Below are 26,064 nucleotides of genomic sequence, written 5' to 3' on the forward strand. Positions count from 1 at the left end.
CGACGTTCAGACTCGCAACCAGACGGCCTGGTCGCGTCCGACCGAGACCGTCTTACCTTGGGCCTCCAGCGGAATCGACGATGCGATGACCGCGTCAGCGTCCACTGTCACCTTTTCGGCGCCGAAGTTGACGATGCACCGGAAACCGGGCTCGCGGGAAAAATCGAGAACTTCGTCGGTGGACTCGTTCCAGGTCATCGTTCCGACGCCCAGCGCTGGGTTGGCATGGCGCTCGGCCAGCAGGGCGCGGTAGAGGGCAAAAAAGGATGACGAATCGTTCTGCTCAGATTCGACGGTCCACTCGGCCCAATTACTCGGCATGGAGAGCCAGGTGTTCGCGTTTGTCGACCACCCATAGGGTGCGTTGGAACCGCTCCATGGCATGGGAACGCGACATCCGTCACGACCGCGATCTGTGTGTCCAGAACGTTTCCAGGTGGGGTCTTGGAGGGTTTCTTCGGGAAGATCTTCGACCTCTGGGAGGCCAAGCTCTTCGCCTTGGTAAATGTAGGCACCGCCCGGTAGAGCCAGCTCCAGCATGGCGGCGGCGCGAGCTCGACACCGCCCCAGAGCCACATCGGTAGGGGTGCCATGAAACTGGGCGTGCGGAGCCGACGGATCCGAGAAATCCAGCCCGGAGATCTCCTTGCCGTAGCGGGAGACCGGGCGGAAATTGTCGTGGTTACCAAGTACCCAGGTGGCACTAGCGCCCACCGACTCGTGAGCTGCTAGCGATTCGGTGATCGTGGTGCGAAGCGAGTTGGCTTTCCACGCCGAGATGAGGAACTCGAAGTTAAAGGATGTATGCAGTCGATCCGACTCGAGGTAGCGGACCAGGCGGTCGTGGGGGAGATAAGCCTCGGCGACAAACATCCTGGGCCCCTCAGGCGTATCGGCGTATTCGTCGGCGATAGCACGCCAGCGTCGCTGAATTGTTGCAAGTCCAGGCTGATCCCACATCGGACTATCCCCGACGAGCTCGCCGAATTTTTCGTCTTCGGGGAGATCTGGAAGACCGGATTCCTTAACCAGCGAGTTGGCGACGTCGATGCGGAAACCGTCAACCCCGCGGTCGAACCAGAACCTCAGCACGCGGTCAAACTCTTCGAGGACGTCGGAGTTCTCCCAGTTCCAGTCGGGCTGGGAAACGTCGAAAAAGTGCAGGTACCACTGACCAGGAGTGCCGTCCGGCTCGGTGATGCGCTCCCATGCGCCGCTGCCGAAAACTGACGGCCAGTTGTTCGGGGGAAGCTCACCGTTCTCGCCCCGGCCATCACGAAAGATGTAGCGGTCGCGTTCTGGGGAGCCGGGAGCTGCGGCCAACGCCTTTTTGAACCATGGATGCTCTTGAGAGGAGTGGTTTGGGACGAGATCGATGATGACCCGCAGACCCAGCTCATGCGCCTGTGCTACGAGGGCGTCCGCATCGGCGAGGGTGCCAAAGTCCGGGTTGATGTCGCAGTAGTCGCTGACGTCGTATCCGCCGTCAGCCATGGGGGAGGGGTACCACGGTGAGATCCACAGGGCGTCGACACCCAAGGCGACGAGGTGGTCGAGGTGGTCGATGATGCCACGCACGTCGCCAATGCCGTCTCCGTTCGAGTCGGCGAAGCTGCGTGGGTAGACCTGATAGACGACAGCGGACTTCCACCAGTCGTTGGTGGTAGGGGAGGTGGTCATGGGGGTCCTTATGGGGTTGCGTGGGGTAAGAACAGACACGACGGCCAGGGCTGGCTACCCTCGTGGAGGGAAGACTCAGTTGGCGCGGACTTCGCGACCGTCACCTGACCAATTGAGGTGCCAAGAACCTTCGTCGTCAACGCGCCGGTACGTGTGGGCACCAAAAAGGTCGCGCAGACCCTGGGTGAGAGCGGCGTTAAGACGAGGGGCTCGGACTTGGTCGTAGTAGCCCAGGGCCGAGGAGAATCCCGGAACTGGAACACCGGCCTCGACAGCACAGGCGACGACCCGGCGCCACGCTTGCTGGCAGCGTGCGAGCTCGGCCTTCACGGACGGGGCCTCAAGGAGGGAGACGAGATCACCGGCGGCGTATTCATCCCTGATGCGTTGGAGCAGACGCGCGCGAATGATGCAGCCATCGCGCCAGATCGACGCGATTTGGCCCATATCGACCTCCCAGTTGTACTCGGCGGCCGCCGTACGAATCTCGTCGAGACCTTGTGCGTAGGCCACCACCTTCGCCGACCATAGGGCATCACGAACATCGGTAAGGAAGGTTTGCCGGTCCTCAACAGTGATGGTGTGCTCCGGCCCCGCAAGGACGTGCTGACCGACCGTGCGCAGCGGCACGGCGCTGGAAACGGATCGGGCGAAGACCGCCTCGCTGATAGTGGAAACATTCACTCCAAGCTCGAGAGCGGTCTGAACGGTCCAGGTGCCTGTTCCCTTCATTCCCGCCTCGTCGCGGATGACGTCGAGGAGGTCTGTGTCGGGGTTACGAGGATCCTTGGCACGCAGTACCCGGGAAGTGATTTCGACGAGGTAGGAATTGAGGTCGCCATGGTTCCACGACTCGAAGGCATCGGCGGCCTCAGCATTGGTTAAACCGGCGGCACGCAAAAGGGAGTGCGCCTCGCCAATGAACTGCATATCGGCGTACTCGATGCCGTTATGGACCATCTTGACGAAATGTCCGGCGCCGTCAGTACCCATCCATGCGCAGCAGGGTTCGCCGTCGACGTGGGCAGAGATTTTTTCTAAGACCGGTCCGATGACTTCGTAAGATTCCTGAGACCCGCCAGGCATAATTGATGGACCCTCAAGGGCTCCGACTTCCCCACCGGAGATGCCAGTACCAACATAGTGGATGCCGGTGGGACGCATTTCCTCCTCACGGCGGCGGGTATCACCAAAATAAGCATTACCACCGTCGACGAGGACATCACCAGGTTGGAGGAGAGGGGTGATCTCTTTAATGACGGCATCGGTGCCGCGCCCCGCCTTAACCATCATGACGACGCGACGCGGGCGCTCGAGGCTGGCTACGAAATTGGCCAGGTCATGGAAGGGCAGGAACGTTCCTTCGTTGCCATGCCCGGCTATCACTTCGTCGGTACGTGATGCGGTGCGGTTATAGATGGCGACGCGGAAGCCCTTATGGGCCATATTGCGGGCCAGGTTAGAGCCCATGACGGCCATTCCGATGACGCCGACCTCGGCGGTCTGTGGCGCAGTGTCACTCATGCGTTTCCTCCTCGGTGTCTCGTCCCCATCTTTCCAGTGTTCACTCTTGATGCAGTTGAGGGCGGATCTGGTGATGTCATGAGATGCCGCGCGTGTGCGAACTCTGATGAGTGCAATTGGCAAACTCATTGGAGCTTAACCCTTTCACAACGACTCCTCCCAATTAAGCTCTATGAGGATTAAGCTCTCTGAAGTCCGGTTCCTCACGTGCGCAAAGACGCTACGCTGAGGCCATGATCGATGCGCTGGCCCTCGTGCCCATGAAAACCTTGCCCGGCTGGCCCGAAGCTCACTACAGTTCCGTTCACCTGCTCATGCTGTGCGTCGTGTGGCCGATCGCCACTGCCGTTCTCTTTACCCTCGTTGGGTGGGGAATCCATCGTGCGAAGGGACGCAATAGCAACGATCCTGACTGATTCTCAACCAGCTGCCTGATACGAAGACGATAGTGGCCTCGAACGAACGGTTCGAGGCCACTATCGCCGTTCACGTCACCCGTGGCTTGCCTCCTGGCAGCGCAGGATACGGCGGGCGTTATCAGCACGTTCGGCAAGGACGCGACGGACTGTGCTGCCGGGGTCGTTGTCGGAAACCCAACCCTCTAGTTTGTTGAGCCAGGCGGCGTCTATGACCTCGGTACTCGGGAATAGCCACATTAAGGCGTTCTGCACCTGGGCGTGACCGGCCTTGGCCCACTGACCCTCATGGGAGTCGATGGCCTTGCATAGCTCGAGGTATGGATCGACGTACGGGGAGAGCACCTCGGTCTGATCAGGCTGAATGAACTGCATGACCAACTGACGGTAAGTCTCGTTGGGCACCGAATCGTCGGTGGTGGCGCGCTGCCAGGCGGCCTGTTTAGCCTGGGCGGTCGGCATTGCGGCGCGGGCCCCGGCAGCTTGCTCGGAACCAGAGATGGTGTTGTCTCGTTGCAGCTCGGCGGCGATCTCGTCTTCCCCAACTCGTCCCAGTCTGGCAAGTGCGGTGACGAGGCGCCACCTCATGCCCTGATCGATACTGAGTCCCTCGGGGACTTCCTCACCGGACAGCCACCCCTTGAGCAGGTCGGCGGCGTCCGTTGTGGCTGCGGCAGCCAAACCGTTGGCATAGGCAACCTGGTGGTCAGAGCCGGGCTTGGCATCTCGAAGGCCAGTCGCGAGGATGGCGACGAGACGGTCACGCACCTCCTGACGAACGTCAGCGTTGCTGTACGAGATCGCGGCGGTTGTCGCCTGGCGGATGAGTGCGGTCACGGCTGTGAGGTCGGATTCGCTGGGCAAACCTTTGCCAACCAAGGTGACATAGTCCTGGGCGCGCATCTCGGCATCGCGGCACATGTCCCATGCCGAGCTCCAACACAGTGCGCGGGCCAGTGGGTCAGATAGGGCGTCAATGTGGTCAATGAGGGTGGCCATCGAATGATCGTCGAGACGTACCTTGGCGTAGGTCAGGTCGCCATCGTTGAGCAGCACCAGATCGCCGCGGGAGTGCCCGACGAGGGCCGCGATCGGGGTACGTTCGTCGTGGATGTCCACATCGAGAAGCTCGGTACGGGTCAGGTGGTTGTCAGTAAAGGTGTAGATGCCGACTCCCAGACGATGGGTACGCAGAGTCGGATACTTCTCGGTAGCGGTTTGGACGATGTCGAAGCGTGTGAAGTTGCCGTTCTCGTCGACGTCGTAGTCCGGGCGGACGGTGTTGACACCGGGGGTGCGCAGCCACTGCTCGGTGAAGGAGGACAGGTCCCGCCCGGACGCCACCTGGAGCTGGTGGAGAAGGTCTTTGAGTTCGGTGTTTGAGAAGGCGTTTTGGGCGAAATACGTCCGCACGCCAGCGAGGAACTCATCTTCACCTACAAAGGCGACCAGCTGCTTAAGGGTTGATGCACCCTTGGCGTAGGTGATCCCGTCGAAGTTCTGTTCGACGGTGTCAAGATCGATCATGTCGGCTGCGATGGGGTGGGTGGTCGGCAGCTGGTCCTGGGTGTAACCCCAGGTCTTGCGCTGGTTGGCGAAGGAAACCCACGGGTCGATACCGCCATGCTTCTCGACGATCTTTTCCTGGCAGTGGTGTGAGGCCCACTCGGCGAAGGACTCGTTGAGCCACAGGTCGTCCCACCATTTCATTGTTACGAGATCGCCAAACCACATGTGGGCAAGCTCGTGAAGGATGGTGTTATCACGGTTTTCGTATGCAGCCGACGTGACCCGGGAGCGAAAGAGCAGGTCGTCGCGATGGGTTATGCAAGCGGCGTTTTCCATGGCGCCCGCATTGAACTCCGGGACGAAAGACTGGGTGTACTTACCGAACGGGTAAGGGTACCCGAACTCGGCCTCGTAGACCTTGAACCCGCGCTGGGTAGTGGTCCGAATGCGGTCGGCGTCGAGGTATTCCGTGATCGACTGACGGCACAGAATGTCGGCATCAATTTCTCCCGACGCCGTATGGATTGTCCCGTGATCGACATGGTATTCACCGGCGACGAGAGCCGTGAGGTAAGTCGAAATCGGGAGGGTGGGTTCAAAAGACCACCGCGACATCCCCTCCCACGGACCTTCGGCCGGTTCCGGAGTGGGGGAGTTAGAAACGATGGTCCAACCGGTAGGTGCGATGACTTGCAGCTCGAAGGTCATCTTTTGATCGGGCTGCTCAAAGTCCGCGTACATGCGCCTGGCGTCAGCAATTTCGAACTGGGTGTATAGATAGACCTTGCCGTCGGCCGGGTCGACAAAACGGTGCAGACCCTCTCCGGAATGGGAGTAGCGGCACAGCGCGGTGACGGTGATCTCGTGAGTTCCCGGCTCAGTCGTGAATGGGAAACGATTATGTGAGAATGCGGCGGGATCCAATGGGGCGCCGTCGAGGTCTGCGGCGTAGACGCCGTCAGCAATAAGGTCGAGATGGCTCTGCCCGCCAGTCGATGAGAACTGAATTGTTGAGGAGGAAACGAAGGTTTCGGTCGGCTCGCCGAGCGGGTCGCCGTTGGGGTCGCGTCCAGAAAGATCAACGAGCACCTTGGAGCTATGTGCCGTAATGACCTGGGAGCGCTGCTGCGCCTCCTCACGAGTGATGTTGACCGAGCTCATCATGCCTCCGTGGAACATGCGTTAGTTATGAGCGCACATAATGCACCCAACAATTCGTATAAGACTCTATCGGTTCCCCCTTTGGCTGTCTTGTCAATTGTGAACTGTGTTCCATGCTTATGCGCCATACGCGAACAATGCAGGGGGTCGTCTTTGCCAGGGTTAAGCGCGTGCGGTCCGGTTGGGGCCATGAGGACAACAGTTGATTTGGGTGTAACCTGACCCGGGCGACGTCACGTTGGATATTTGTGGTAAAAGGGTTGACGACGTATTGTCTTTCACGTCGTGAGTTTGGCCGTTCTCAGTGAAGGACGCGACCTCTCCGACGACTACTGTGCTGAGACGGAAAAGGTATGGACCTGGTCGGGCAGGACGTCGGTACGCCGGTCACTATGTCTTTGGTGCTCAAGGACGAGGAGGCTAAGGTTGACCTCGCCAAGTACGTCCCGGCGGCCAGGCAACTTTCTTTGCAACGGACCTGGACGAAAGCTCGTCGGTGAATGCACAACTATGTGAACTGCGCAAGGATGGGGCCATGGTTGACGATTCCGCCCGAGGTGGCGAGCTGGAGGCGAGTGAGGCTGAGGCAGAGGCGCGCCACCACTGGACCGAGTTGGCCCAGCGCATCCTTGACGCCCAGGACGCTTACTATGCCAGCGACGCTCCAACAATCTCTGACGCCGAATACGACCGGCTTATGGTCGAACTCAAGAAGGTGGAGGACGACCATCCGGAGTTGCGCACTCCCGACTCGCCCACTCAGCGGGTTGGAGCTCCACAACGGGTAACAGATTTCGCCCCGGTCAAACACCTCGAACGGCTACTGAGCCTGGACAACGTCTTTACCCGCGACGAACTGTCAGAATGGATAAGCAGGGTCGCTACTGCCGTCGGAAAGATCCCGAATTTCCTCTGCGAGCTGAAGATTGACGGGTTGGCGGTCGACCTCGTCTACCGAGACGGGCAGCTTGTATCCGGGGCGACACGCGGTGATGGCCGTATCGGTGAGGACGTCACCGCGAACGTGCGTACGATCGCGGCTATACCCCAGAAGCTGACCGGCGATGATGTCCCTCGTCTGCTTGAAGTTCGGGGCGAGGTGTTTTTCCCGGTCGCTGATTTCGCCGACCTCAACGCTGCCCTCGTCGAGGCAGGTAAGAACCCCTTTGCTAACCCGCGCAATGCGGCTGCCGGTTCGCTGCGGCAGAAGGACTCTCGGGTGACGGCGTCCCGGCCTCTGTCGATGATCGTCCACGGTATTGGGGTGCTGGAAGGTCACGATTTCCCTAGCCAGGGGCATGCTTACGACAAGCTTGCGCAGTGGGGGTTACCCGTCTCGCCGTACTTCAAAATCGTGGAGCATGCCGATGAGGTACAGGAGTTCGTGACCCGCTGGGGTGAATCCCGCGACGAGGCCTCCCACCAGATTGACGGCGTGGTGGTCAAGGTTGATGATGTCTCTTTGCAGCGCAAGCTGGGTGCCACCTCGCGAGCTCCTCGGTGGGCCATCGCGTATAAATATCCGCCCGAAGAAGTCAACACCGAGCTCCTTGACATCCGCGTCAATGTTGGAAGGACCGGTCGTGTCACCCCGTACGGGGTCATGAGACCGGTAGCGGTTGCCGGATCCACCGTCGAGATGGCTACCCTCCACAACGCTTTCGAGGTCAAGCGCAAAGGCGTGCTCATTGGCGACACCGTGGTGCTGCGCAAGGCTGGTGACGTTATTCCGGAGATCCTTGGCCCGGTGGTGGAGCTGCGTAACGGCACCGAGCGGGAGTTTCTTATGCCCGATCACTGCCCGAGCTGTGGGGCGGAGTTGGCCTATGAAAAGAACGGTGACAAGGATCTTCGCTGCCCTAATGCTCAAGGTTGTCCCTCCCAGCTACACGAGCGGGTCTTCGGATTAGCGTCACGTGGCGCCCTCGACATCGAAGCTCTTGGTTGGGAGGCCGCCATCGCTCTGACTGATCCGGAAAACCAGCGCCCGGGTGATGACGAGGTCGCTGAGGAACTTCCGAAACGGCAAACGGCAGTGCTGAGCTCCGAGGCTGGTCTGTTCGACCTGCAGCCCGACGATCTCGCCGAGGTCAAAGTATGGCGTCGTAGGAAAGTTAACGGCGGCCCAGGCCCCTGGCAGCTTGAACCCTATTTCTTCACGAAGGCGACAGCGAAAAAGCCGTCGGCTCCGACTGCCACGACCAAGAAAATGTTCGACGAGTTAGCGAAGGCCAAGTCCCAGCCGTTGTGGAGAGTGCTGGTCGCCCTGTCTATCCGTCATGTCGGACCAACGGCGGCCCGAGCTCTGGCCACCCACTTCGGGTCAGTTGAGGCCATTCGGGAAGCGTCCGTCGAGGAACTTGCTGGAGTCGATGGGGTGGGTGAGATTATCGCCGAATCGGTCAAGCGATGGTTCGAAGTCGACTGGCATCAGGAGATCATTAGTCGATGGGCCGCAGCGGGAGTGCGGATGGCCGACGATCGTGACGAAGCCCCTGAACAGACCCTCGAGGGGTTGACTGTGGTCGTCACGGGAAGTCTGGAGGGATTCAGCCGTGACGAAGCGAAGGAGGCCATCGTCTCGCGCGGAGGAAAAGCGGCGGGATCCGTCTCTCGAAAGACTGACTACGTCGTCGTGGGGGAGAATGCCGGATCTAAGGAAACCAAGGCGCGAGACCTGGGCCGTCCCATCCTTGACGAGGCCGGGTTCCGGTATTTGCTTGAAAACGGCCCGCAGGGAATCACAACCATCGGGTGAGGGCCGATTCTCTGGGGTCTGTCACCCCGGTAAGGCAACGTGGACCGGGTAAAGATGCCTGGTCCACGTTGCGTAAGGGTGCCTCAGAACTCCGAAATGTTATGGGCGACGTCGACGGTGGAGAACATCCGGTCCACCGCTGCGATCTGCTCGTCAGTGCCAGTAATGCGGTGGGCAGCGGCCAGCGAGAATCCCCGGCCCATTCCGAAATACAGCGACCCGAGGGCGGCCACGTCAAGGGTCGCGGCGTCCGTGGAGTCGTCGACCTTCGTGACGGTCGCGGGCGCTCCCGGAGCCTCAACGTCAACTCGCCAGGTACCTTCGGCATAACCCATCGGGTCGACGACGTGGAAGGTGACTGAGCCTTGATGGTCCCAACCGCGTACGGCCATCGCCTTCTTGACGTCAAGGATGCGCAGCCAGCCGAGATCGATATGGCGGGTGAACTTCACAACTCGGGGGTCTTCCACCGCCCATGGCAGTGGGGTGGCGGGGTCGACCTTTGGTGCCTTGATCATCTCGATGAGGTCAACCGAGGCGAGGAACTCCCACAACGCGACCTCAGCGTCCGGGGTGGTGGCGACCATGTCGAGGATGGTGATCTGTGAGCCGAAATCCTTGTCGATCTGGTAGGAAACGACGCCGTCGGGTTCGCCATCGTCGTTGTGATGAACGATCGAACGGACGCGACGGTTTGGGCCGCCCTTCTGAGGGTCCCAGCGTCCGGAGGCGTAATCGACGTGCCACGGCTGGCGATTGTGGGACCCGCGACGAGCTCGGTGGAACTCGGAGAACACTTTGAGACGAAGATCATCAATGGCCAGTGGATCAGCCATCGAGACTGTTCCGCTTGGAGCGTGGTTGAGCTTAAACCGGCCGTCAACGACGATCTCGACGCTTTGATCACGGGTTGAGATGCCGTATCCGAACCGTCCGTAGATGCTGCCCTCGGTGGCAGTCAGGGCGGCAAATGCCAGACCCTCCTCCTTGGAACGGGTCAGGGTATTCGTCATGAGGGTACGTAGCAGACCGCGTCTGCGGTGGCTGGCGCGCACAGTAACGTCGGTAATGAACGTGGCCGGCTCGAGATGACCATGGCCGGTGTTAATGGTGCTCGGGTATGTGTCCATCGTCGCGACCGGAAGGTTGGGGAACTCCGGGTCGGGGTCAGGTTGGCGGATTGTCCACAACTGTTCGCCCTCGACACAAGCAGCGTAATGCTCGAGCTCGGCGTCGGAGGGTTGGGACAGGTGAAACCCCAGTGCTACTGCTCGCAGCACATTGTCGACCGCCTCGCTGCGGGAACCGTCGCTGGTGACCAGTTCCAGACGGTAGGGGTCGGGGACCTGAACAGATGAGGTGCTGTCAGCCATAGCCTTCACGCTATCGGAGATGATCTACGACACTGACTGGCCGGGTCCAGGTGCCATGATGGAGGCATGACCTTTAAGCCTTCACATGTTCATATCGGCACCGACCATGCGGCCTTTGAGCTTAAGGAGTACCTCGTTGGCAAGTTGACCGAAGCTGGATACCAGGTCGTCGATCATGGCGCGGCTAGCTATGACTCTCAGGATGACTATCCCGACTACTGCATCCCGTGTGCTCAGGCCGTGGTGGCTGAGCCGGGGTCACTTGGCATCGTGCTGGGTGGTTCTGGCAACGGCGAGCAGATCGCTGCGAACAAGGTGAAGGGGATCCGCGCCGCACTGGCGTACACCGTCGAGATCGCGGAACTGGCACGTCTCCACAACAATGCGAACGTTGTCTCTTTGGGCGGCCGGATGCAGACTCAGGAGGAAGCCTGGCAGATCGTCGAAACTTTCCTGACGACCGATTTCTCCCACGAGGACCGCCACCAGCGTCGTATTGACAAGCTCATTTGCTGGGAGGACAAGGGCTCACTGGGGTGAGTTCTCCTGCCCTGAATTATTGACGTGACTGGCGGTGGCTCGACGTTGAAGATCCGCCAGTATCGTCTCCCACTCCTGACCCGGCTCGGGCATCTGGGACTCACCGGAGGGTTCGGGCTGCTCCACAAGTTCGCGCGCCCTCATAGCGCGGTCTCCTTTAAGGATTGACCCATGACCACGCCGGTGGTCATGGTTTCGGTGCTGTTTGCCGCGGTCAGAGGCATTCATGAAGCTATCCTGCCTCAACTCGTTGCACCTGTTCGACTTCCATGACGCTATGAACTTATCCGAGAGGACAACCAACCGTGCCTGAAGGCCACGTCATCCATCGTCTTGCCAATGCCATCGACTCGGCCTTCGCCGGTTCACGGGTTGAGGTTACTTCTCCGCAGGGACGATTCGCCGAATCCGCAGCCATGCTGGATGGGACAGTGCTGACCTCAGCTCAGGCATGGGGCAAACATCTCGTCGTGGACTTCGATAATCATCGTCCTGACCACCTGTTACACATCCACTTGGGATTGATTGGCAAGCTGGCAGTCGGGCCGACAGTTCCCGTGGTCGGTCAGGTGCGGTTACGCATCACCGACGGCGTTACTGCAGCTGATCTACGCGGTCCGCAAACGTGCGAGCTCATCAACGACGACGAGTGGGGGACGGTCGCAGCCACTATTGGCCCCGACCCCATCCGCGACGATGCAGATTCGGACGTTGCATGGGACAAGGTACGACGGTCGTCACGGCGAATCAGCGATGTGTTGTTAGACCAAAGGGTTGCGGCCGGAGTTGGCAATATTTACCGAGCTGAGGTGTTATTTCGCCACCGCGTTGATCCAGCCACCCCTGGCAAGCAGATTTCCCACTCGACGTGGTTGGCGATGTGGGATGATCTGGTCATGCTCATGCGCGCCGGAGTTGAGTCAGGGCGCATCGACACCGTGCAGCCAGAGCACACTCCGGAGGCGATGGGTCGGCCCCCTCGGGTAGATCGTCATGGCGGCGAGGTGTACGTCTACCGGCGCGAGGACCAGCCCTGTTTGGTGTGCAATACGCCGGTGCGGATGGTCGCACAGGGAGGGCGTCACCTGTTCTGGTGCCCACGGTGTCAGCGTCGGCGTCACTGACGGTTGTTGGTTTTGGAGGTCAGAATGAACCACGTCACCGTTGGTCCACCGTGGACACTGGTGTCATGCCAGGAGTCCGATCACGAGTCCTCGTGGATGTGGACACACCCATGCGGAGCGGTCCTTTCGGTCCAGTCGCGTGAAGGAGACGTGGCGGAACTCGTCGCCGGGATCACCATGCCTCCCGGTGCTGATGACACTGATGTGACGGTTCCCGGCCCGACCTGGACTCTCGATCAACCGGTCTCAGCCATCGTTTGGGCTGCTGGGGCTAGCGGAATTGTCGTCACCAGAGGCGTCTGTGACGATGCAGCATTGACGGTCTGGCGTCAAGATATGGGAGATTGCCACCCTGTTGACGAGGGGGTCAGTCTGCTGGGTCCTGAGGTCGCACTGTCTCCAGGCAGCGCCCGAATGGCTTTGTGGCGTGGTCATCCGGCGGGCGCCGTCGTGGAAGCGCTGGAATGTCTTCCCTCGTGGTTGCCGTGTGAAACGATCGTTGACCCGCCGGAAGAAATGATGTGTCGTACCCCAGATGCTGGCATTCTTGTCGATGGAATCGACCAGACCAGCGAAACGATCGGCCCGCTACCGATGGGGGCTCACGACCTTGTCATCTATGAATCCCGCGGCGCTACCCGGGTGATGATTGGGTGGTCTCCCCACGTTGCGTCGGCGGTTGGTGCTCGTGTCGACGAGATCGTATCGAGTTTTGATCCACGCACCGTTTCAGGTCCTCAGACGTGGTTGCTTATGAGTGCGGTCGGCATGAGGGTCGCACCATTTGATGCTCTCGAGATGGCTGCTGAGGGTCTGGAAAATGTGTTGTCACGGCCCTTTGGGAAAGGTGACGATCACGTCGCCAAGCTCCTCACCTGTTGCGCTGCGTTCCGGCTGGGTCACCGCGTGGGTAATCCCGAGCTTCGTGACGAGGGGCTGCGTCGGTTGTGGGAGCTTCCAATGGATGAGCCGGGCACTTTTATGTCCCGGTGTATAGCCTCAGCTGAGTTGGCTGAGCTAGTCCCGGGTGGAGTCTGGGTCAACGTTGCTGCACATGACGGGGAGGATCCGCTGGTACGCGCGGAACGAGCCATATGGACGGGGCGTTTTGGTGGCCGGGATGCTGACGAGGCGGTTTGGGAATTAGGAGCCTTTCTTCCTGCGGTACCCGGAGGGCCGCTCTATGTCGACGGGCACCGGGTGCCCCGACGCCGTGCCGCCCTTGCCTACGCGATGACGACGGTCTGGCCAGAGGACTTGACGAGCGCATTTGGTCCGATGCGGGTGGGGGAGTTGCGCCAGCGCACGGCACGGCGCTTGCTCATCAGCGAGCATCTCGACGATGAGGATCTGGCGCTGCTCACCTGGTGACAAACTGGTGCGTCGTTGGGGCGGCAGGATTACTGCATCGTGTTGGAAATGCCTCATTTTCGCCTCCAATTCACTATGTGCAGTAGGCGGGTGGGGCTGTTCCGGCGGTGGGGTTCTGGTTGTGTCGTGTGCACGTGGCACAGTTAGGGCGTGACATCGTCCGACCTCGTACCTGAGACACGAGTGGCATCCGCTGCTCGGCCACGCACCGGTTCTCGATCGACCTCGAATCCAAGGTCCACACCGGTTGTCGTCATCCCGCGGCTTATGAACATCGCCGCCCTACTCATTGTGTTACGTCTGGTGTTTAGCCGCACCGCGTGGGTGGCTATCGCCAACAACGTGTTCTCGTTGTTCATTTTCCCGGTTGACGGTTTCGGTTGGGCCGGTGTCGTGGTCCTGCTGGTGCTGTCGGACGCGCTGTCGCGACGTAAAAGGTTCGCCTGGTGGGTGAGCCTCGTCGTGTTTGGGTTGATGTGGCTGGTGGCGGCCGCTTTCTTTATCATCGTGGTCACCGAGGTTTTCATAGGTTGGCCGACAGACACCCTTAACGACGTTGATCTGGCGGGGTATCTGTTCAACGTGTTTTCGGTTGGCTGGATCTTGGTGGCATTGTTGACTCATCGTCGCGACTTTGCTGCGCACACGGTTCGCGCCAATCTCGGACGGGCGGTCGTTGTACTCGTTGGCGGTCTGTTGGCTACTGGATTTATTGGGTGGCTATTGGTGTCCCTGACCGGTGGTGTTGGACGGCCCCGGAACCGCTTGGTGCACATCATCACTCGCATCCTTCAAGGTAATGGAGCAGGTATCGCCCAGGAGCCGACGTCGCCGCACTGGGTGCAAGGTGTGGTCTCATTCCTACTGGCCGTCGTGCTGGTGGCTGCGCTCGTCGTCACTTTGCGTTCCCAACGCAATATCGCGATGATGAGCCTGTCTGACGAGCTGAGATTGCGCCGCCTTCTTGACGAAAATCCGGCTGATTCACTGGGATATTTTGCCCTGCGCCGTGACAAAGCTGTCGTCTTTTCTCGCAACGGTCATGCCGCCGTCTGCTATCGCACGGAGGCTGGGGTGGCGTTAGCGTCGGGTGACCCAGTTGGCCCGGTTGACCAGTGGCCCGGAGCCATTGACGCTTTTCTTGAGGTCGCCCACACCTATGGATGGGTTCCTGCCGTCGTTGGCACCTCAGAGGAAGGTGCGACGACATGGAACCAGGCCGGCTTGAGGGCGATGCGCATCGGCGACGAAGCCATCATCTCCCCGGCTACGTTTAATCTCGATGATCCTGATCTCAAGCCGGTGCGCCATACGGTCACGAAACTGCGCGCGATGGGATACACGACTCGGGTTCGACGCCATGAGGACATCAATCCGCAGGAGTTGCACAGCCTGATTGGCCTGACTGATAAATGGCGCCAAAACGGCGACGAGCGTGGCTTCTCGATGGCGTTGTCTCGGTTGGGGGACCCTCTAGATGGTCGATGTGTCATGGTGGAGGCGATCTACCCCGACGACAGCCTCCGCGCTGGTCAGACGGCCGGCATTCTGTCCTTTACACCATGGGGTAATGACGGCTTGTCCCTCGACGTCATGAGGCGAGATCTCGACGGAGCAGATAACGGTGTGACTGAACTTATGGTTGCCGGACTCATGGCGGCTGGGCCAGAAATTGGCATTCGGCGGGTGTCCATGAATTTCGCGGTGTTCCGCGAGGCTATTGAGGAAGGCGCTCGAGTGGGTGCTTCCCCGGTGCGTCGGCTTAACCGCTGGTTGGTACTGGTGGCATCGAAGTGGTTCCAGATTGAGCAGTTGTACCGTTCCAACGTCAAGTACAAGCCGAGCTGGCAGACCCGCTACCTTAATTTCACTGACACCTCTGATCTGGCTCAGGTTGGTCTAGCAATGGGTATTGCTGAGGGTCAGCTTGATATTCCTAATTGGCTTTACCCGGTGGAACCGCCGCCCCAGCCAATATATTCGATTAGCGGGCATCCTGAGATTGCCGAATTCCTGGCTGAAGAACGCACGCCGATTCTTCCGCAGCGTCGTCTTCCCGAACAGGTTCGTACTCGAATGGCGACCCGCGAGCGTCTTATTGAGTCAGGGGTGGAGGCCTATCCGCCTGACTGTAAGCCTGACCACCGGCTGGGTGACGTCGCCGTTGAGCTGACTGGCCAGGAGATGACCGTTTCCGGACGGGTGGATGCCTGCCGTGACCACGGCGGGGTCATCTTCGTTGACCTCTTCGACTGGACAGGGGCCTGCCAGCTAGTCATGGAACGTGACAGCATGGGCGTCGACAGTCTGCGCGACTTCCGTCATACGGTGTCTTTGGGAGACCACCTCGTTGCGACTGGAACAGTTGGAGCATCCCGTAACGGGACGCTAAGTCTGGAGATGACGTCGTGGCGGCTAGCAGCGAAGTCGCTGCGACCGCTGCCATCGAGAAGATCGGGATTCAATGACCCAGAGGCCAAGGTTCGTCAGCGTTATCTTGACCTCATCGTCAACCCCAGTGCGCGCGATCAGCTGCGTGCTCGCTCGAATGCCATCCGTGCGGTGCGAGAAACCCTGTTAAGTCACGATTACATCGAGGTTGAGACGCCGATTCTGCAGACGATTCACGGCGGGGCGAATGCGCGTCCATTCCACACCCACATCAACGCCTACGACCTGGACCTTTATCTGCGCATTGCCCCGGAGCTGTACCTCAAGAGGCTTATGGTCGGCGGGGCAGGACGAGTTTTCGAGATTGGTAGGAACTTCCGCAACGAGGGCGCCGACGCTACCCATAATCCAGAATTCACGATGCTCGAGGCCTACCAGGCCTATGGCGATTACGTCCAGATGCGTCACCTCACGAGGGAGATGATCCTTTCCGCAGCCCGCAACGCCACCGGCGGGACGGTCGTGCGCGGACGTGACCGCAAGGGTGTTGAGCATGAGATCGACTTGGCTAACGACTGGCATGTCATCACTGTCAACGAGGGAATCTCGCGCGGTTTGGGGGAGGAAGTTACTGCCGATACCCCCAAAGAGACACTTATCAGCTACGCCAACAAGCTCGGGATTGCGACTTTGCCGAGGTGGAGTCGAGGCGACGTCATCCTGGAGTTGCACGAGCACTTGAGTGAGCATGTCACCGTCGAGCCGACCTTCTTCTGCGACTTCCCGACTGACGTCTCCCCGCTGACACGACAGCACCGCGATGACCCGCGACTGGCCGAGAAATGGGATCTCATCATCTTCGGCTCCGAGGTGGGTACTGCCTACACGGAACTCGTCGATCCGGTGATCCAACGGGAGCGATTTACAGCCCAGTCCTTGCTCGCTGCGGGTGGCGATCCGGAGGCGATGGAGCTTGATGAGGACTTCCTGGAGGCTCTCGAGTACGCGATGCCGCCTTCTGGCGGCATGGGCATGGGGCTGGATCGTCTGGTCATGATGCTGACGAATGCGTCAATTCGCGAGACGATTAGCTTCCCGCTGGTGCGTCCGCGCGCCTTGTGAGAGCGCGAGGGTCTGAATCCTGGAGTGAGATAGGGGAGTGTCATGAGTGACGATGACGAGGCCGGCTGTTCTGACGGGCACGGCGACAAGATGCTTGATTCGTCTCACGACGCCCTGACGTCGGTTCGCGAGTTAGGCAGACGGCCGTTCCGTGTTGCATACGACGATGGGGAAGGGCCGGACTACCACGTCAAGGATCCCGTCGTACTGCTCATGGCAGGAGCTGCGGCGTCGAGCGACTTCTGGAAACCCGTCGTGGATCGCCTCCAGCACGTCGACGTCATCACCTACGACCGTCCAGGTCTCGGTGGGACTATCTGGCCGGGGCGCTATCCTGAGTTGGATGAAGAAGTCGCGAGCCTGACCGACCTCGTTGGTCTGGTTCAGGGGCATTGGGACATTCGGCAGCCACGGAAAGTTATTCTTGTTGCCCATTCCATGGCGGCCTTCCATGCCGAGGCGTTTGCTCGGATGCATCCCGAGGTTGTGGCAGGGGTCGTCTTCGTTGATCCCTCTGTGGAGTGGCCAACCCATCCACCGCGTCGTCGCAGCGTGGCGTTGCCGCGTGCAGTTTATAAGGTTATGGACTCGGTGGCTGGCTCGTTGGGTCGTCACGCTTTCGCCGTCGGCGTCATGGCGCAAACAATGAGGTCAGGTTCGGTGGTGTGGCATCAATTCCAGGATCACCGGCTCCACCGGGTTTATGGCAGCCCTGACGCTATGGCGATGGCAGTAGCCGAATGGATTGGGTACGACCAGCAAGCGTGGGACCTCATGGCTGTACGTTCACAGCATGCCTGGCCCGACGTGCCGACGGTGTTGCTGTCGGCGGTGTACTCAGGCCAGGAGCAAGAGCTGAAACTTCATGAACGCCTGGCTCCGATGCTCAACGCAAGATTGGTCGTGGTGGAAAACTCCCACCACCTCATGATGCTGGATAGGCCGGAGGCTATCGCTGATGCCATCTGCTCACTGGTGAGGTGACGCGACTAAGCAGGACCGCGGGACCATGACGTACGTGCCAACCAACGCTGCCTAGTCGTACTCAGTACAGTCACGCAGTCACTTACTACCACAGCTGCGAAGCCTGGAAGCTATTCAAGAGCCCGCCTGACTAGCAAAAACGCCACCAAACCAGGCCTGACAAGCTGGTCGGGGCGACAGGACTCGAACCTGCGATCTCCTGCTCCCAAAGCAGGCGCGCTAGCCACTACGCTACGCCCCGTTCCGCTACGCTCACCGCAACGAGAACACCGATAGCTTAGTGGAAACCCCGCCGCTCGGCCAATGAGCCGTCATGAGGACGGGGATTCGCAGTTGTGTGGTTGTCTGCCCAAGCAAGCATCGCTGCCGAGGAAAGCACGATGCAGAGCTTGTTGTAAGCGCTGTGTGATTCCGGGACTAAGGACTGCGAAGCGCCTGTAGAGCGCCTTATTATGAGGGGCTTTCGTGTAGTTTGTAGTCAGTAATGTTTACAAAGGACCTGTTGCCATTGTGGCCGAGGGCGAGAATTGGAGTCATGAGCGATCTGTCAGATTTCTTGAGGGAGGTCAGTCCTCCACCCATGACAGTCCGGGCAGCGGCCAGAGTCAGGGTCGGTAGAGGTGAGTGGCCTTCACCGCCAGAGATGGTGTGCCTTCGGCAGGACGCTTTAGCAAGACCCATCGTGTCACTGGTTCTAGGAGGGGGCAGTGACACCCCGCAAACTGGAGCTCAGAAGAATTCACGGCGGGTGGGTGTGGCTTCGATCTGTTCTGCTTCCGTTGGGGTTGAAGGTACGCGGGCTGTACGGATGATCACATGTCAAAAGAGTGTTCATTGTGGGCAGCGGGGCGGTGTAGGTAAAGACAGCCAGGACACCGGTGGATGGGTTGAAGCATGAGCAAACGCGTGAACGCAATGAGGGATTTCATTGTTTCCCACCCGTGGTGGTGTGTGCTCATCGTCGCGGCTATGTTCTGGATCCCACGTGCGGGAATATGGATGGCCGTAGGGTCTTGGCTGGCGATTATCGCTGTCTGCGCTAAGCACAGGGCGCTACCTGCCGCGAAGGTTAGTGCAAGGGTAGTGTCTTCGGGGTCCTCAATGGAGCTTAACATTGGGGATAGAGTCACCCGTTACGACGTTTTTGGAATGTGCTATTACGAGGTTCCGAAATCCGCTGTTGGGTCTACGGTGCTATGCGTTGAACGCGAGCCACAGAATAGCTACGATAAGAATGCACTCAAAGTTAGCGTGAATGGAAGCCATATCGGTTATGTGTCTGTATGGGCTGCTGCCGATATCGCCCCAGAGTGGGACTCTCTAGGCGTGACATCGATGGATGTTCACGGATGCGTTATCAGTGCTCTTGATGCATACGTTGAGATCCCGACTAATGACGTCCTCCGTGGGGCACTCACTCGACCAAGTACGAATAAGACCATACCTTCGATACGCCCGTTAGCTCACCCGCGGCTCTTATCATCAGCGCCCTCTACGAAGCGTATGCAGATGCCAGTTAAACCGTGGGGGCCCTGCGTGCGTAACTACAAACTTGTCGTGACTAAGAAGTTCAAGACCGGTATCACTCGGGTCTGTGTCTCTTGTGGTCAGGATGGTAAACGCGACAAGGTGCGGCTTGATGATCTCGATGCGCAAGTGAGGCTTACTCCCAACCATAAACTTGCCGTCTTTATTGATGATGTGCAGGTCGGAATGGCACCGGATGAGGCGAGTGAATCGTACCGTCATGTCGTCGAGGCGCTTCACTTCTCGCACCGATGCTTATTGGTTCCGGCCTCGATCTGGATGACGCGCCAGCACGGGTTTAAAGCCGGTGTGAGTGTTAAGTTTCCGCTACCCGATGAGGTGGAGGTTCCTGTCGGAATGCCCAGTGGACCGGTCGCCACCCTGCCGCGAGGCCGTAAGGTGCAAGTTACCCATGAAGAAGACCATATGGAGACATTGTTGGGTCTACTTGGCGGCGAGCATTCTGTACCAGTGGTGGCTGAACTGGGGTCTTTCATCGAGAAGCTCAAGACGACAGAGAGAACAGTCATCGGCGTCAAGGTAGGCGGCGTGATGGTGGGCCTGTTGTCGACCCAGATGAGCCAGCACTTTCTTCCCGTCGTCGAAGCGTGCGAGGAAGCGGGAATTGCGTTGGTGTGCTCCGGCAGAATTACCGGTAATCAGCTCAAGGTCGACATGGTGCTCGAGGCGGTTAAGGGCAGCGAATTACCGCCGGAATGGATCAATGACAACGTGTATAGGTACGCCAAGAGGCTTGCCAGTCAAGCAGGGTCCCCAGAATCTTCGCTTCACCAGGGTGAATCTAGCCACGATGATCGGGTCGCAGAGTGACGCCGGTCACGTGCTGACAGATCCTGTCGAGGTCGCCACAGGAGTAACCGACCGATTGTCTGTCGAAGTAACTCATGAATTGTGAGGCACAAGCGATCGGTTCACACATTCATTGCGCGCCACACGGCGGCTAGGCGCGCCATGAAACGAACATCCGTCGATATGAGTTTGCTCATTAGCTTGTCGGTGAGAGCGTTCACTGTATTGCGTGGGGCGAACTTACGTGGAAACTGTGCAGCTCGCAGTGGATGGTACCGTGAGTCAGCTAGAAATATTGACAAGCCACGTCGTTATGCGCCTGTGCGACTACACCCGCCTGGTGTCGGGATGTGTAGGCCATAGCAGGAGCTCAATGGCTCCTGAGAGGTCAGCGGTTTTCTTGGGGCTTGCCGCCCGCAGCCGGAAGTGATGTGAACAGGGCCACCATGAGGCCGACGAGACCGACGGACAGGCCGATGTGGCCGAGACCCGCAATACCGGAGATCGCAGGGGAGACGTCGGGATGTCCGTTGACCTGCATCGTGCCGTGCACGACGAGCATTGTGATCGTCAGCAGGAAGCCAAGGTTGAATCCCCCAGAAAGGCGAAGGCGCCACGGTGTTGAGAAAGGGTGAAAGTTCGCTCCAATAGGAGCACGATGAGGGTGAACATGAAGCCCAACGCCCGGCTATTATGCACCACCTTGAGCTGGGTCCAGGCGGTGACGTCGTGGGCCTTCGTGAACTCGCGGGAGAACGCTCCGCCGAGGAGGCCGATGACTAGCCAGGTGGTTGCGCAGATTGCAAGCTTCTTCAACGATCTCATGGTGTCATGACACCACGGGGTCCAGATGTGAACATGGTCCGAAAGGTTGATATTTCACGGGCTGAAGGATGGGCTGGGACGGTCGTGGCACACCCTGTCACTGTGAATGTGACGCCGACGGTCAATCCATGTATGCTATCGAGGTCCCTTCGGGGGTGCGCGGATGTAGCTCAATGGTAGAGCCCCAGTCTTCCAAACTGGCTACGCGGGTTCGATTCCCGTCATCCGCTCCATTTGTCAGCAGTCGCGTCATTGTTGACATTCTCGTCATTCCGTCCTTCCGCGGTAAGTCAGCAGGACCATGGTGCGGCCCGCTGGAAGGGGTCTCCTGACACCAAAATCATTGGCCGAGACCGTGGAGTTGGGCGGGTGCTGTTGCCGGGTGGGAACCTTCCGGTGGCTCAGAGGCTATTGCGTCGCTAGAATTAAATGGAATGTGTACTCCCCTCAACGGGGATGACAGAATCGGAACCACAGGAGAAACTTCGTGCCCAGCAGCCTTGAGAAGCTCAGCACTAACCGTGTGAAGCTCACGATCGAGATGCCCTTCGATGAACTGAAGCCCAGCCTTGACAAGGCCTACAAGGACATCGCCAACCAGGTGAACGTTCCCGGCTTCCGCAAGGGAAAGGTGCCCGCTCCGGTTATCGACCAGCGTTTCGGTCGCGGGGTCGTCCTTCAGGAGGCCATCAACGACGCCCTCCCGGCTGCTTATGGCAAGGCCATCGAGGAGAACACGGTCGTTCCCTTGGGTCAGCCCGAGATTGAGGTGACCAAGCTGGAGGATGGCGAGGTTGTCGAGTTCACCGCCGAGGTGGACGTTCGTCCTGACTTCGATCTTCCCGACGTCTCCGCCATCTCCGTTGAGGTGCCTGCCGTTGAGGTGCCGGATGAGGACGTTGACGAGCGCGTCGAGACCCTGCGCCAGCGTTTTGCCACTAATACAGAGGTCGAGCGCGCTGCCGTCAAGGACGACCTCGTCACTATTGACCTTGCTGGAACCCGCGACGGCGAGGCTCTCGAAGACGCCACCGCATCCGGTGTCACCTACAAGGTCGGTTCCGAGGGCATGTTGGAAGGCCTTGATGAGGCCGTTACCGGTCTCAAGGCGGGTGAGTCTGCAGAGTTCCACTCCACCCTCGTTGGCGGCCCGCTGCGCGGCCAGGATGCCGACATTAAGGTCACCGTCACTAAAGTCTGTGAGCAGGAGCTCCCGGCCGTTGACGACGACTTCGCCCAGTTGGTCAGTCAGTTCGACACTGTCGACGAGATGCGTGCCGACTTGCGCACCGCTTTGGAGAATATGGCTCGCCTCGACCAGGCTGCGGACGCCCGCGACAAGGTGCTGGAGGAGGTTATCTCCAAGATCGACATTGAGCTGCCGACCAACCTCATCGACTCTGAGCTCGAAGCCCGCCGTCAGCAGGTCAACCAGCAGTTGGCCCAGGCCGGTATGACCGTCGAAGAGTATCTCGAAGACTCCGAAGAGGAGGTGGATAACGCCGACGACTTCTGGGCTGAGATCGAGAAGCGTTCCCTGGACGCCCTCAAAGCCCAAATTGTCCTCGACAAGATGGCCGATGACGACGAGATCGGTGTTGAACAGAACGAATTGACTGAGTTGCTGTTCCGCAAGGCTCAGCAGAACGGCACCTCCCCCGAGGAGGAGGCTCAGCACATGATGCAGCACAACCACCTGCCTGATTGGATGCAGGAGATCCGTCGTGGCAAGGCTCTGGCCTCCATGGTGGGTGCTGCTACCGTCACCGACTCGAAGGGTAATGCTCTCGAGCTTGACCGCATCCAGCCTGATGGCACCATTGCCGACAAGCAGGCCGAAGAGGACGCTCCTGCTGAAGATTCTGTTGAGAAGGTTGACAGCAAGCCCACTGAGGAGCCCAAGGCTGAGCAGAAGGCTCCCGCTAAGAAGGCGACTACCAAGAAGGTCGCGGACGTCAAGTCTGATGACAAGCCCGCTGCTAAGAAGCCTGCTCCTAAGAAGAAGACGGCTGCCAAGGACGATAAGTCCCAGTGATGATCAGGGCCACGTGTCCCGTAGGATCGACATGATCCGTTGATGACCGGCGTCGTGCGGGTTTTCGCACGACGCCGGTCCCACGTCAACCCTGAGGAAGCTCGATGAACAAACGCCCCGCGCGCCCCACACGATCTCGACGTCGGATCTCTGTTGCCCCTGCCACTCGTCAGTTGCGCAATGCGCGTCAGATGGTGGCTGACGACATCGCGGTGGCCCGTGCGGTCGAGCGTGGCGAATTGGAGACTGAGGAACATCTCACCCACGGCGCAACGAACGCGGAGAAGGCGGCCGAATCTGGGCTGCAACCTCAGCCGAGTGACCACGAAAAAGCTGAGGTAGCCACCAGCAAACATGGCTTGCCTAAACTCACCATTGTTCTGCTGACGGTGGCTGCGGCGTGGTTAGGACTGAGCTTCCTGCATGAGCTGTCGAGCGTCGTCGCCCCGTTGTTTTTCGGTTTGAACCTCCTCATCACGGCCTATCCGATTCACACCTGGCTCGTGAAACACAAATGTCCGCGGTGGATCTCTGCCACGACAGCCGGCACCGCCGTCATCGTTGTGCTGGCGGCTGGCGTCGTAGGCATGGTGTGGTCGGTGGCAGCCATGATTAACCAGTTGCAGAGCTACATCCCGCAGATGGAGAAGATCTATACGCAACTGTTGCACTGGTCGACCCAACTTGGGTATTCCCAGGAAGTCATTGCCGATAAGCTCAAAAAGATCGATCCGCAGCAAGTGATGTCGGTCGTGACGTCGGTTGCCTCAGATACCACCAGCGTCGTGACGATGATTATCGTCATCCTCACTGGCATGATCTTTATGGTCATGGATACTCCGCAGATGCATGATCGACTAAGGATGGCCGGAAGTCGTAAGCCGGTTGTTGTCTTGGCTTTGGAGTCCTTCGCTTCCGGTATTCGTAAGTACTGGTTGGTGACGACGGTATTCGGCCTTATTGTCGCCCTCTTTGACTGGGCAGCGTTGCTCATCATCGGCGTTCCGCTTGCCGGGGTCTGGGCGTTGTTCAGCTTCCTGACGAACTACATTCCAAATATTGGCTTCATCATCGGCGTTATCCCACCAGCCCTCTTGGCTCTCTTCAAAGACGGCTGGGTAGCAGCGGTGGTTGTTGTCGTCTCCTACTCGGTGCTGAACTTCGTCATCCAGTCGATTATCCAGCCGAAGTTTGCTGGCGATGCTGTGGGACTGACACCAACGATGTCCTTTGTTTCTTTGCTTTTGTGGGGTTGGGTTTTTGGGGCGTTGGGAACTCTGATCGCTCTGCCGTGTTCCTTGCTCGTCAAGGCCACTCTTATTGACCACGACCCAGGTGCTCGATGGGTCAATGCGCTGATCTCGTCTCGACCCACAGAAGGGCTTGAGGACAACCCCGATGAGTAGCATGCCGGTGGTGTTCGGACGCGCTGACCGCGAAAGGCTCTGGAACTGTCGTGCCCACAGGGTAGATTCAGAACCGTGAGTCACAATACTTCGATCGCTTCCCAGGGCATGCCCGCCATGGCCGGCCCCGAGACCGGCGGTGCCGGGATGACCGACAACGTCTACCAGTCGCTGCTGCGCAACCGCATTGTCTTCCTTGGTTCCGAGGTTAAAGACGAGAATGCGAATGCGTTATGCGCCCAGATGTTGTTACTCAACGCCGAGGATCCCGAGGCCGATATTTACCTCTACATCAACTCTCCAGGCGGCTCGGTCACCGGGGGAATGGCGATCTATGACACTATGCAGTGGATCTCTAATGATGTTGCGACCGTGACGATGGGCATGGCAGCGTCCATGGGCCAGTTCTTGCTGACCGCTGGCACACCCGGCAAGAGGTACGCCCTGCCGCACGCCAAGATCCTCATGCACCAGCCGCTCGGCGGAGTTGGTGGTACTGCTACTGAGATCGCCATTAACGCCAAGATGCTTAAGGACACCAAGCGCGAGCTGTCTCAGCTCAACGCCGACCACTCTGGCCACACCCTTGAGCAGATCCTTGAGGACTCCGACCGGGACCACTGGTTCACCGCTCAGGAGGCTCTCGAATATGGGCTCATTGACCACGTCTACAGCAATGCGTCGCAGCTTCGCGGTGACGCCCCCAATCAGTGAGGTGACCATGGGATTCAACGCCTTTGACAAGAATCGGTTGGCCGCCTTGAACGCCGAGCAGGCCGAACAGGCTGCTCCTGGCGGGCTAGCCCCGGCAGGTCCGCGCAACGACTACTACATCCCGCAGTGGGAGGAGCGCACCTCTTACGGTGTGCGTCGCGTCGATCCGTACACCAAGTTGTTCGAGGATCGCATTATCTTCCTTGGCACTCCGGTGACTGACGACATCGCCAACGCCGTGATGGCCCAGCTGCTGTGCCTGCAGTCGATGGATGCCGATCGTCAGATCAGCATGTACATCAACTCGCCTGGCGGCTCGTTCACAGCTATGACGGCGATCTACGACACCATGAATTATGTGCGCCCCGACATCCAAACGATTTGCCTGGGCATGGCGGCATCGGCTGCGGCCGTGTTGCTGGCCGCCGGCGCGAAGGGGCAGCGTTTGTCCTTGCCGAACTCGACCGTCCTCATCCATCAGCCGGCTATGGGCCAGGCCACGTATGGTCAGGCCACCGATATTGAGATCTTGGACGACGAGATTCAGCGCATCCGCAAGCTCATGGAGAACATGCTCGCTACTGCGACTGGTCAGAGCGTCGAGCAAATTTCCAAGGACATCGATCGCGACAAGTATCTAACTGCCCAGGGGGCGAAGGAGTACGGCCTTATCGACGACATTTTAACCTCGCTGTGAGGTTCCACACGGTCGTCTGGTGACCCTCGAGGGTTACTGCAGGGTTGGTCGTCGTCACTCGACACGGGTGACGACGACATCCGAAATGGATACTGTC

General features: G+C 59.3%; 21 protein-coding genes and 2 tRNA genes. 15 read left to right on the forward strand and 8 right to left on the reverse strand.

What is annotated here, in order from left to right:
• Positions 1-6: 6 nt before the first annotated feature.
• On the reverse strand, positions 7-1,680 hold the full coding sequence (locus LRP59_RS10350; protein WP_002514406.1) for a glycoside hydrolase family 13 protein: 1,674 nt from the start codon (positions 1,678-1,680) through the stop codon (positions 7-9).
• A 75-nt stretch (positions 1,681-1,755) separates the two neighbouring features.
• Positions 1,756-3,204, reverse strand: coding sequence for an NADP-dependent phosphogluconate dehydrogenase (gndA, locus tag LRP59_RS10355; RefSeq protein WP_002514405.1), 1,449 nt, complete (start codon positions 3,202-3,204; stop codon positions 1,756-1,758).
• A 188-nt stretch (positions 3,205-3,392) separates the two neighbouring features.
• Between gndA and LRP59_RS10360 the strand changes: the two genes are divergently transcribed.
• Positions 3,393-3,620, forward strand: a complete 228-nt coding sequence (locus tag LRP59_RS10360; RefSeq protein WP_032499844.1) for a hypothetical protein — start codon at positions 3,393-3,395, stop codon at positions 3,618-3,620.
• A 75-nt stretch (positions 3,621-3,695) separates the two neighbouring features.
• Here LRP59_RS10360 and pepN read toward each other — a convergent pair whose 3' ends face one another.
• Positions 3,696-6,308 carry an aminopeptidase N gene (gene pepN, locus LRP59_RS10365; RefSeq protein WP_002521421.1) on the reverse strand — a complete coding sequence of 871 codons (2,613 nt, stop codon included), beginning with the start codon at positions 6,306-6,308 and terminating at the stop codon, positions 3,696-3,698.
• A 335-nt stretch (positions 6,309-6,643) separates the two neighbouring features.
• Between pepN and LRP59_RS10370 the strand changes: the two genes are divergently transcribed.
• Together LRP59_RS10370 and ligA are read left to right on the forward strand one after the other, a co-directional pair.
• The gene (locus tag LRP59_RS10370) at positions 6,644-6,790 is read left to right on the forward strand and encodes a hypothetical protein (protein WP_002514402.1); all 147 of its coding nucleotides are present in this window, start codon (positions 6,644-6,646) and stop codon (positions 6,788-6,790) included.
• Between the two features lie 35 nt (positions 6,791-6,825).
• Entirely contained in the window at positions 6,826-9,048 is a 2,223-nt protein-coding gene (gene ligA, locus LRP59_RS10375) for an NAD-dependent DNA ligase LigA (RefSeq protein ID WP_002514401.1), read from the forward strand.
• An 83-nt stretch (positions 9,049-9,131) separates the two neighbouring features.
• Here ligA and LRP59_RS10380 read toward each other — a convergent pair whose 3' ends face one another.
• Positions 9,132-10,421 carry a GNAT family N-acetyltransferase gene (locus LRP59_RS10380; RefSeq protein WP_002531854.1) on the reverse strand — a complete coding sequence of 430 codons (1,290 nt, stop codon included), beginning with the start codon at positions 10,419-10,421 and terminating at the stop codon, positions 9,132-9,134.
• A gap of 66 nt (positions 10,422-10,487) precedes the next feature.
• On the opposite strand from LRP59_RS10380, the gene LRP59_RS10385 reads away from it, so the two are divergent.
• Positions 10,488-10,961 (forward strand): ribose-5-phosphate isomerase, encoded by a 474-nt coding sequence (locus LRP59_RS10385; protein ID WP_002514399.1) that lies wholly within the window; start codon positions 10,488-10,490, stop codon positions 10,959-10,961.
• Here LRP59_RS10385 and LRP59_RS10390 read toward each other — a convergent pair.
• On the reverse strand, positions 10,950-11,189 hold the full coding sequence (locus tag LRP59_RS10390) for a hypothetical protein (RefSeq protein ID WP_002514398.1): 240 nt from the start codon (positions 11,187-11,189) through the stop codon (positions 10,950-10,952). The two genes, LRP59_RS10385 and LRP59_RS10390, sit on opposite strands and share 12 nt — an antisense overlap.
• Before the next feature lie 77 nt (positions 11,190-11,266).
• Here LRP59_RS10390 and LRP59_RS10395 point away from each other — a divergent pair, with 77 nt between their 5' ends.
• The 4 genes from LRP59_RS10395 (at position 11,267) to LRP59_RS10410 (ending at position 17,953) form a co-directional block, all read left to right on the forward strand.
• The gene (locus LRP59_RS10395) at positions 11,267-12,085 is read left to right on the forward strand and encodes an Fpg/Nei family DNA glycosylase (protein ID WP_002514397.1); all 819 of its coding nucleotides are present in this window, start codon (positions 11,267-11,269) and stop codon (positions 12,083-12,085) included.
• A gap of 96 nt (positions 12,086-12,181) precedes the next feature.
• Positions 12,182-13,456, forward strand: coding sequence for a hypothetical protein (locus tag LRP59_RS10400; RefSeq protein WP_002531855.1), 1,275 nt, complete (start codon positions 12,182-12,184; stop codon positions 13,454-13,456).
• A gap of 267 nt (positions 13,457-13,723) precedes the next feature.
• Positions 13,724-16,969, forward strand: coding sequence for a bifunctional lysylphosphatidylglycerol synthetase/lysine--tRNA ligase LysX (lysX, locus tag LRP59_RS10405; RefSeq protein ID WP_002531856.1), 3,246 nt, complete (start codon positions 13,724-13,726; stop codon positions 16,967-16,969).
• 42 nt (positions 16,970-17,011) lie between these two features.
• Positions 17,012-17,953 carry an alpha/beta fold hydrolase gene (locus tag LRP59_RS10410; protein WP_002514394.1) on the forward strand — a complete coding sequence of 314 codons (942 nt, stop codon included), beginning with the start codon at positions 17,012-17,014 and terminating at the stop codon, positions 17,951-17,953.
• A 165-nt stretch (positions 17,954-18,118) separates the two neighbouring features.
• Here LRP59_RS10410 and LRP59_RS10415 read toward each other — a convergent pair.
• Positions 18,119-18,194 (reverse strand) — tRNA-Pro (locus tag LRP59_RS10415).
• 261 nt (positions 18,195-18,455) lie between these two features.
• On the opposite strand from LRP59_RS10415, the gene LRP59_RS10420 reads away from it, so the two are divergent.
• Both LRP59_RS10420 and LRP59_RS10425 read left to right on the forward strand, forming a co-directional pair.
• The gene (locus LRP59_RS10420) at positions 18,456-18,851 is read left to right on the forward strand and encodes a hypothetical protein (protein WP_002533309.1); all 396 of its coding nucleotides are present in this window, start codon (positions 18,456-18,458) and stop codon (positions 18,849-18,851) included.
• Positions 18,848-20,311 carry an HIRAN domain-containing protein gene (locus LRP59_RS10425; protein ID WP_023269405.1) on the forward strand — a complete coding sequence of 488 codons (1,464 nt, stop codon included), beginning with the start codon at positions 18,848-18,850 and terminating at the stop codon, positions 20,309-20,311. The genes LRP59_RS10420 and LRP59_RS10425 overlap by 4 nt, the downstream gene beginning before the upstream one ends.
• Positions 20,312-20,678: 367 nt before the next feature.
• Here LRP59_RS10425 and LRP59_RS10430 read toward each other — a convergent pair whose 3' ends face one another.
• Together LRP59_RS10430 and LRP59_RS10435 are read right to left on the reverse strand one after the other, a co-directional pair.
• A complete protein-coding gene (locus LRP59_RS10430) occupies positions 20,679-20,852 on the reverse strand; it encodes a DUF2871 family protein (protein WP_002514392.1) in 174 nt (57 codons plus the stop codon).
• 8 nt (positions 20,853-20,860) lie between these two features.
• The gene (locus LRP59_RS10435) at positions 20,861-21,115 is read right to left on the reverse strand and encodes a DUF2871 family protein (protein WP_002514391.1); all 255 of its coding nucleotides are present in this window, start codon (positions 21,113-21,115) and stop codon (positions 20,861-20,863) included.
• A gap of 159 nt (positions 21,116-21,274) precedes the next feature.
• On the opposite strand from LRP59_RS10435, the gene LRP59_RS10440 reads away from it, so the two are divergent.
• The 5 genes from LRP59_RS10440 to LRP59_RS10460 all read left to right on the forward strand — a co-directional run bounded on the left by LRP59_RS10440 (position 21,275) and on the right by LRP59_RS10460 (position 25,967).
• Positions 21,275-21,348, forward strand: a tRNA-Gly gene (locus LRP59_RS10440).
• Positions 21,349-21,602: 254 nt separating this feature from the next.
• A complete protein-coding gene (gene tig, locus LRP59_RS10445; protein WP_002514390.1) occupies positions 21,603-23,150 on the forward strand; it encodes a trigger factor in 1,548 nt (515 codons plus the stop codon).
• Positions 23,151-23,341: 191 nt separating this feature from the next.
• Positions 23,342-24,556: an AI-2E family transporter gene (locus LRP59_RS10450; RefSeq protein ID WP_002521406.1), complete on the forward strand. Its 1,215-nt coding sequence runs from the start codon at positions 23,342-23,344 to the stop codon at positions 24,554-24,556.
• Between the two features lie 108 nt (positions 24,557-24,664).
• On the forward strand, positions 24,665-25,270 hold the full coding sequence (locus LRP59_RS10455) for a ClpP family protease (protein ID WP_002516946.1): 606 nt from the start codon (positions 24,665-24,667) through the stop codon (positions 25,268-25,270).
• Complete coding sequence (locus LRP59_RS10460) at positions 25,233-25,967, forward strand: ATP-dependent Clp protease proteolytic subunit (protein WP_002531858.1); 735 nt, start codon at positions 25,233-25,235, stop codon at positions 25,965-25,967. Before LRP59_RS10455 ends, LRP59_RS10460 begins: the two co-directional genes overlap by 38 nt.
• Positions 25,968-26,064: the final 97 nt, after the last annotated feature.

Source organism: Cutibacterium sp. 37298 (assembly GCF_023838685.1).
In the GTDB taxonomy this organism is placed as follows: Bacteria; Actinomycetota; Actinomycetes; order Propionibacteriales; family Propionibacteriaceae; genus Cutibacterium; species Cutibacterium acnes.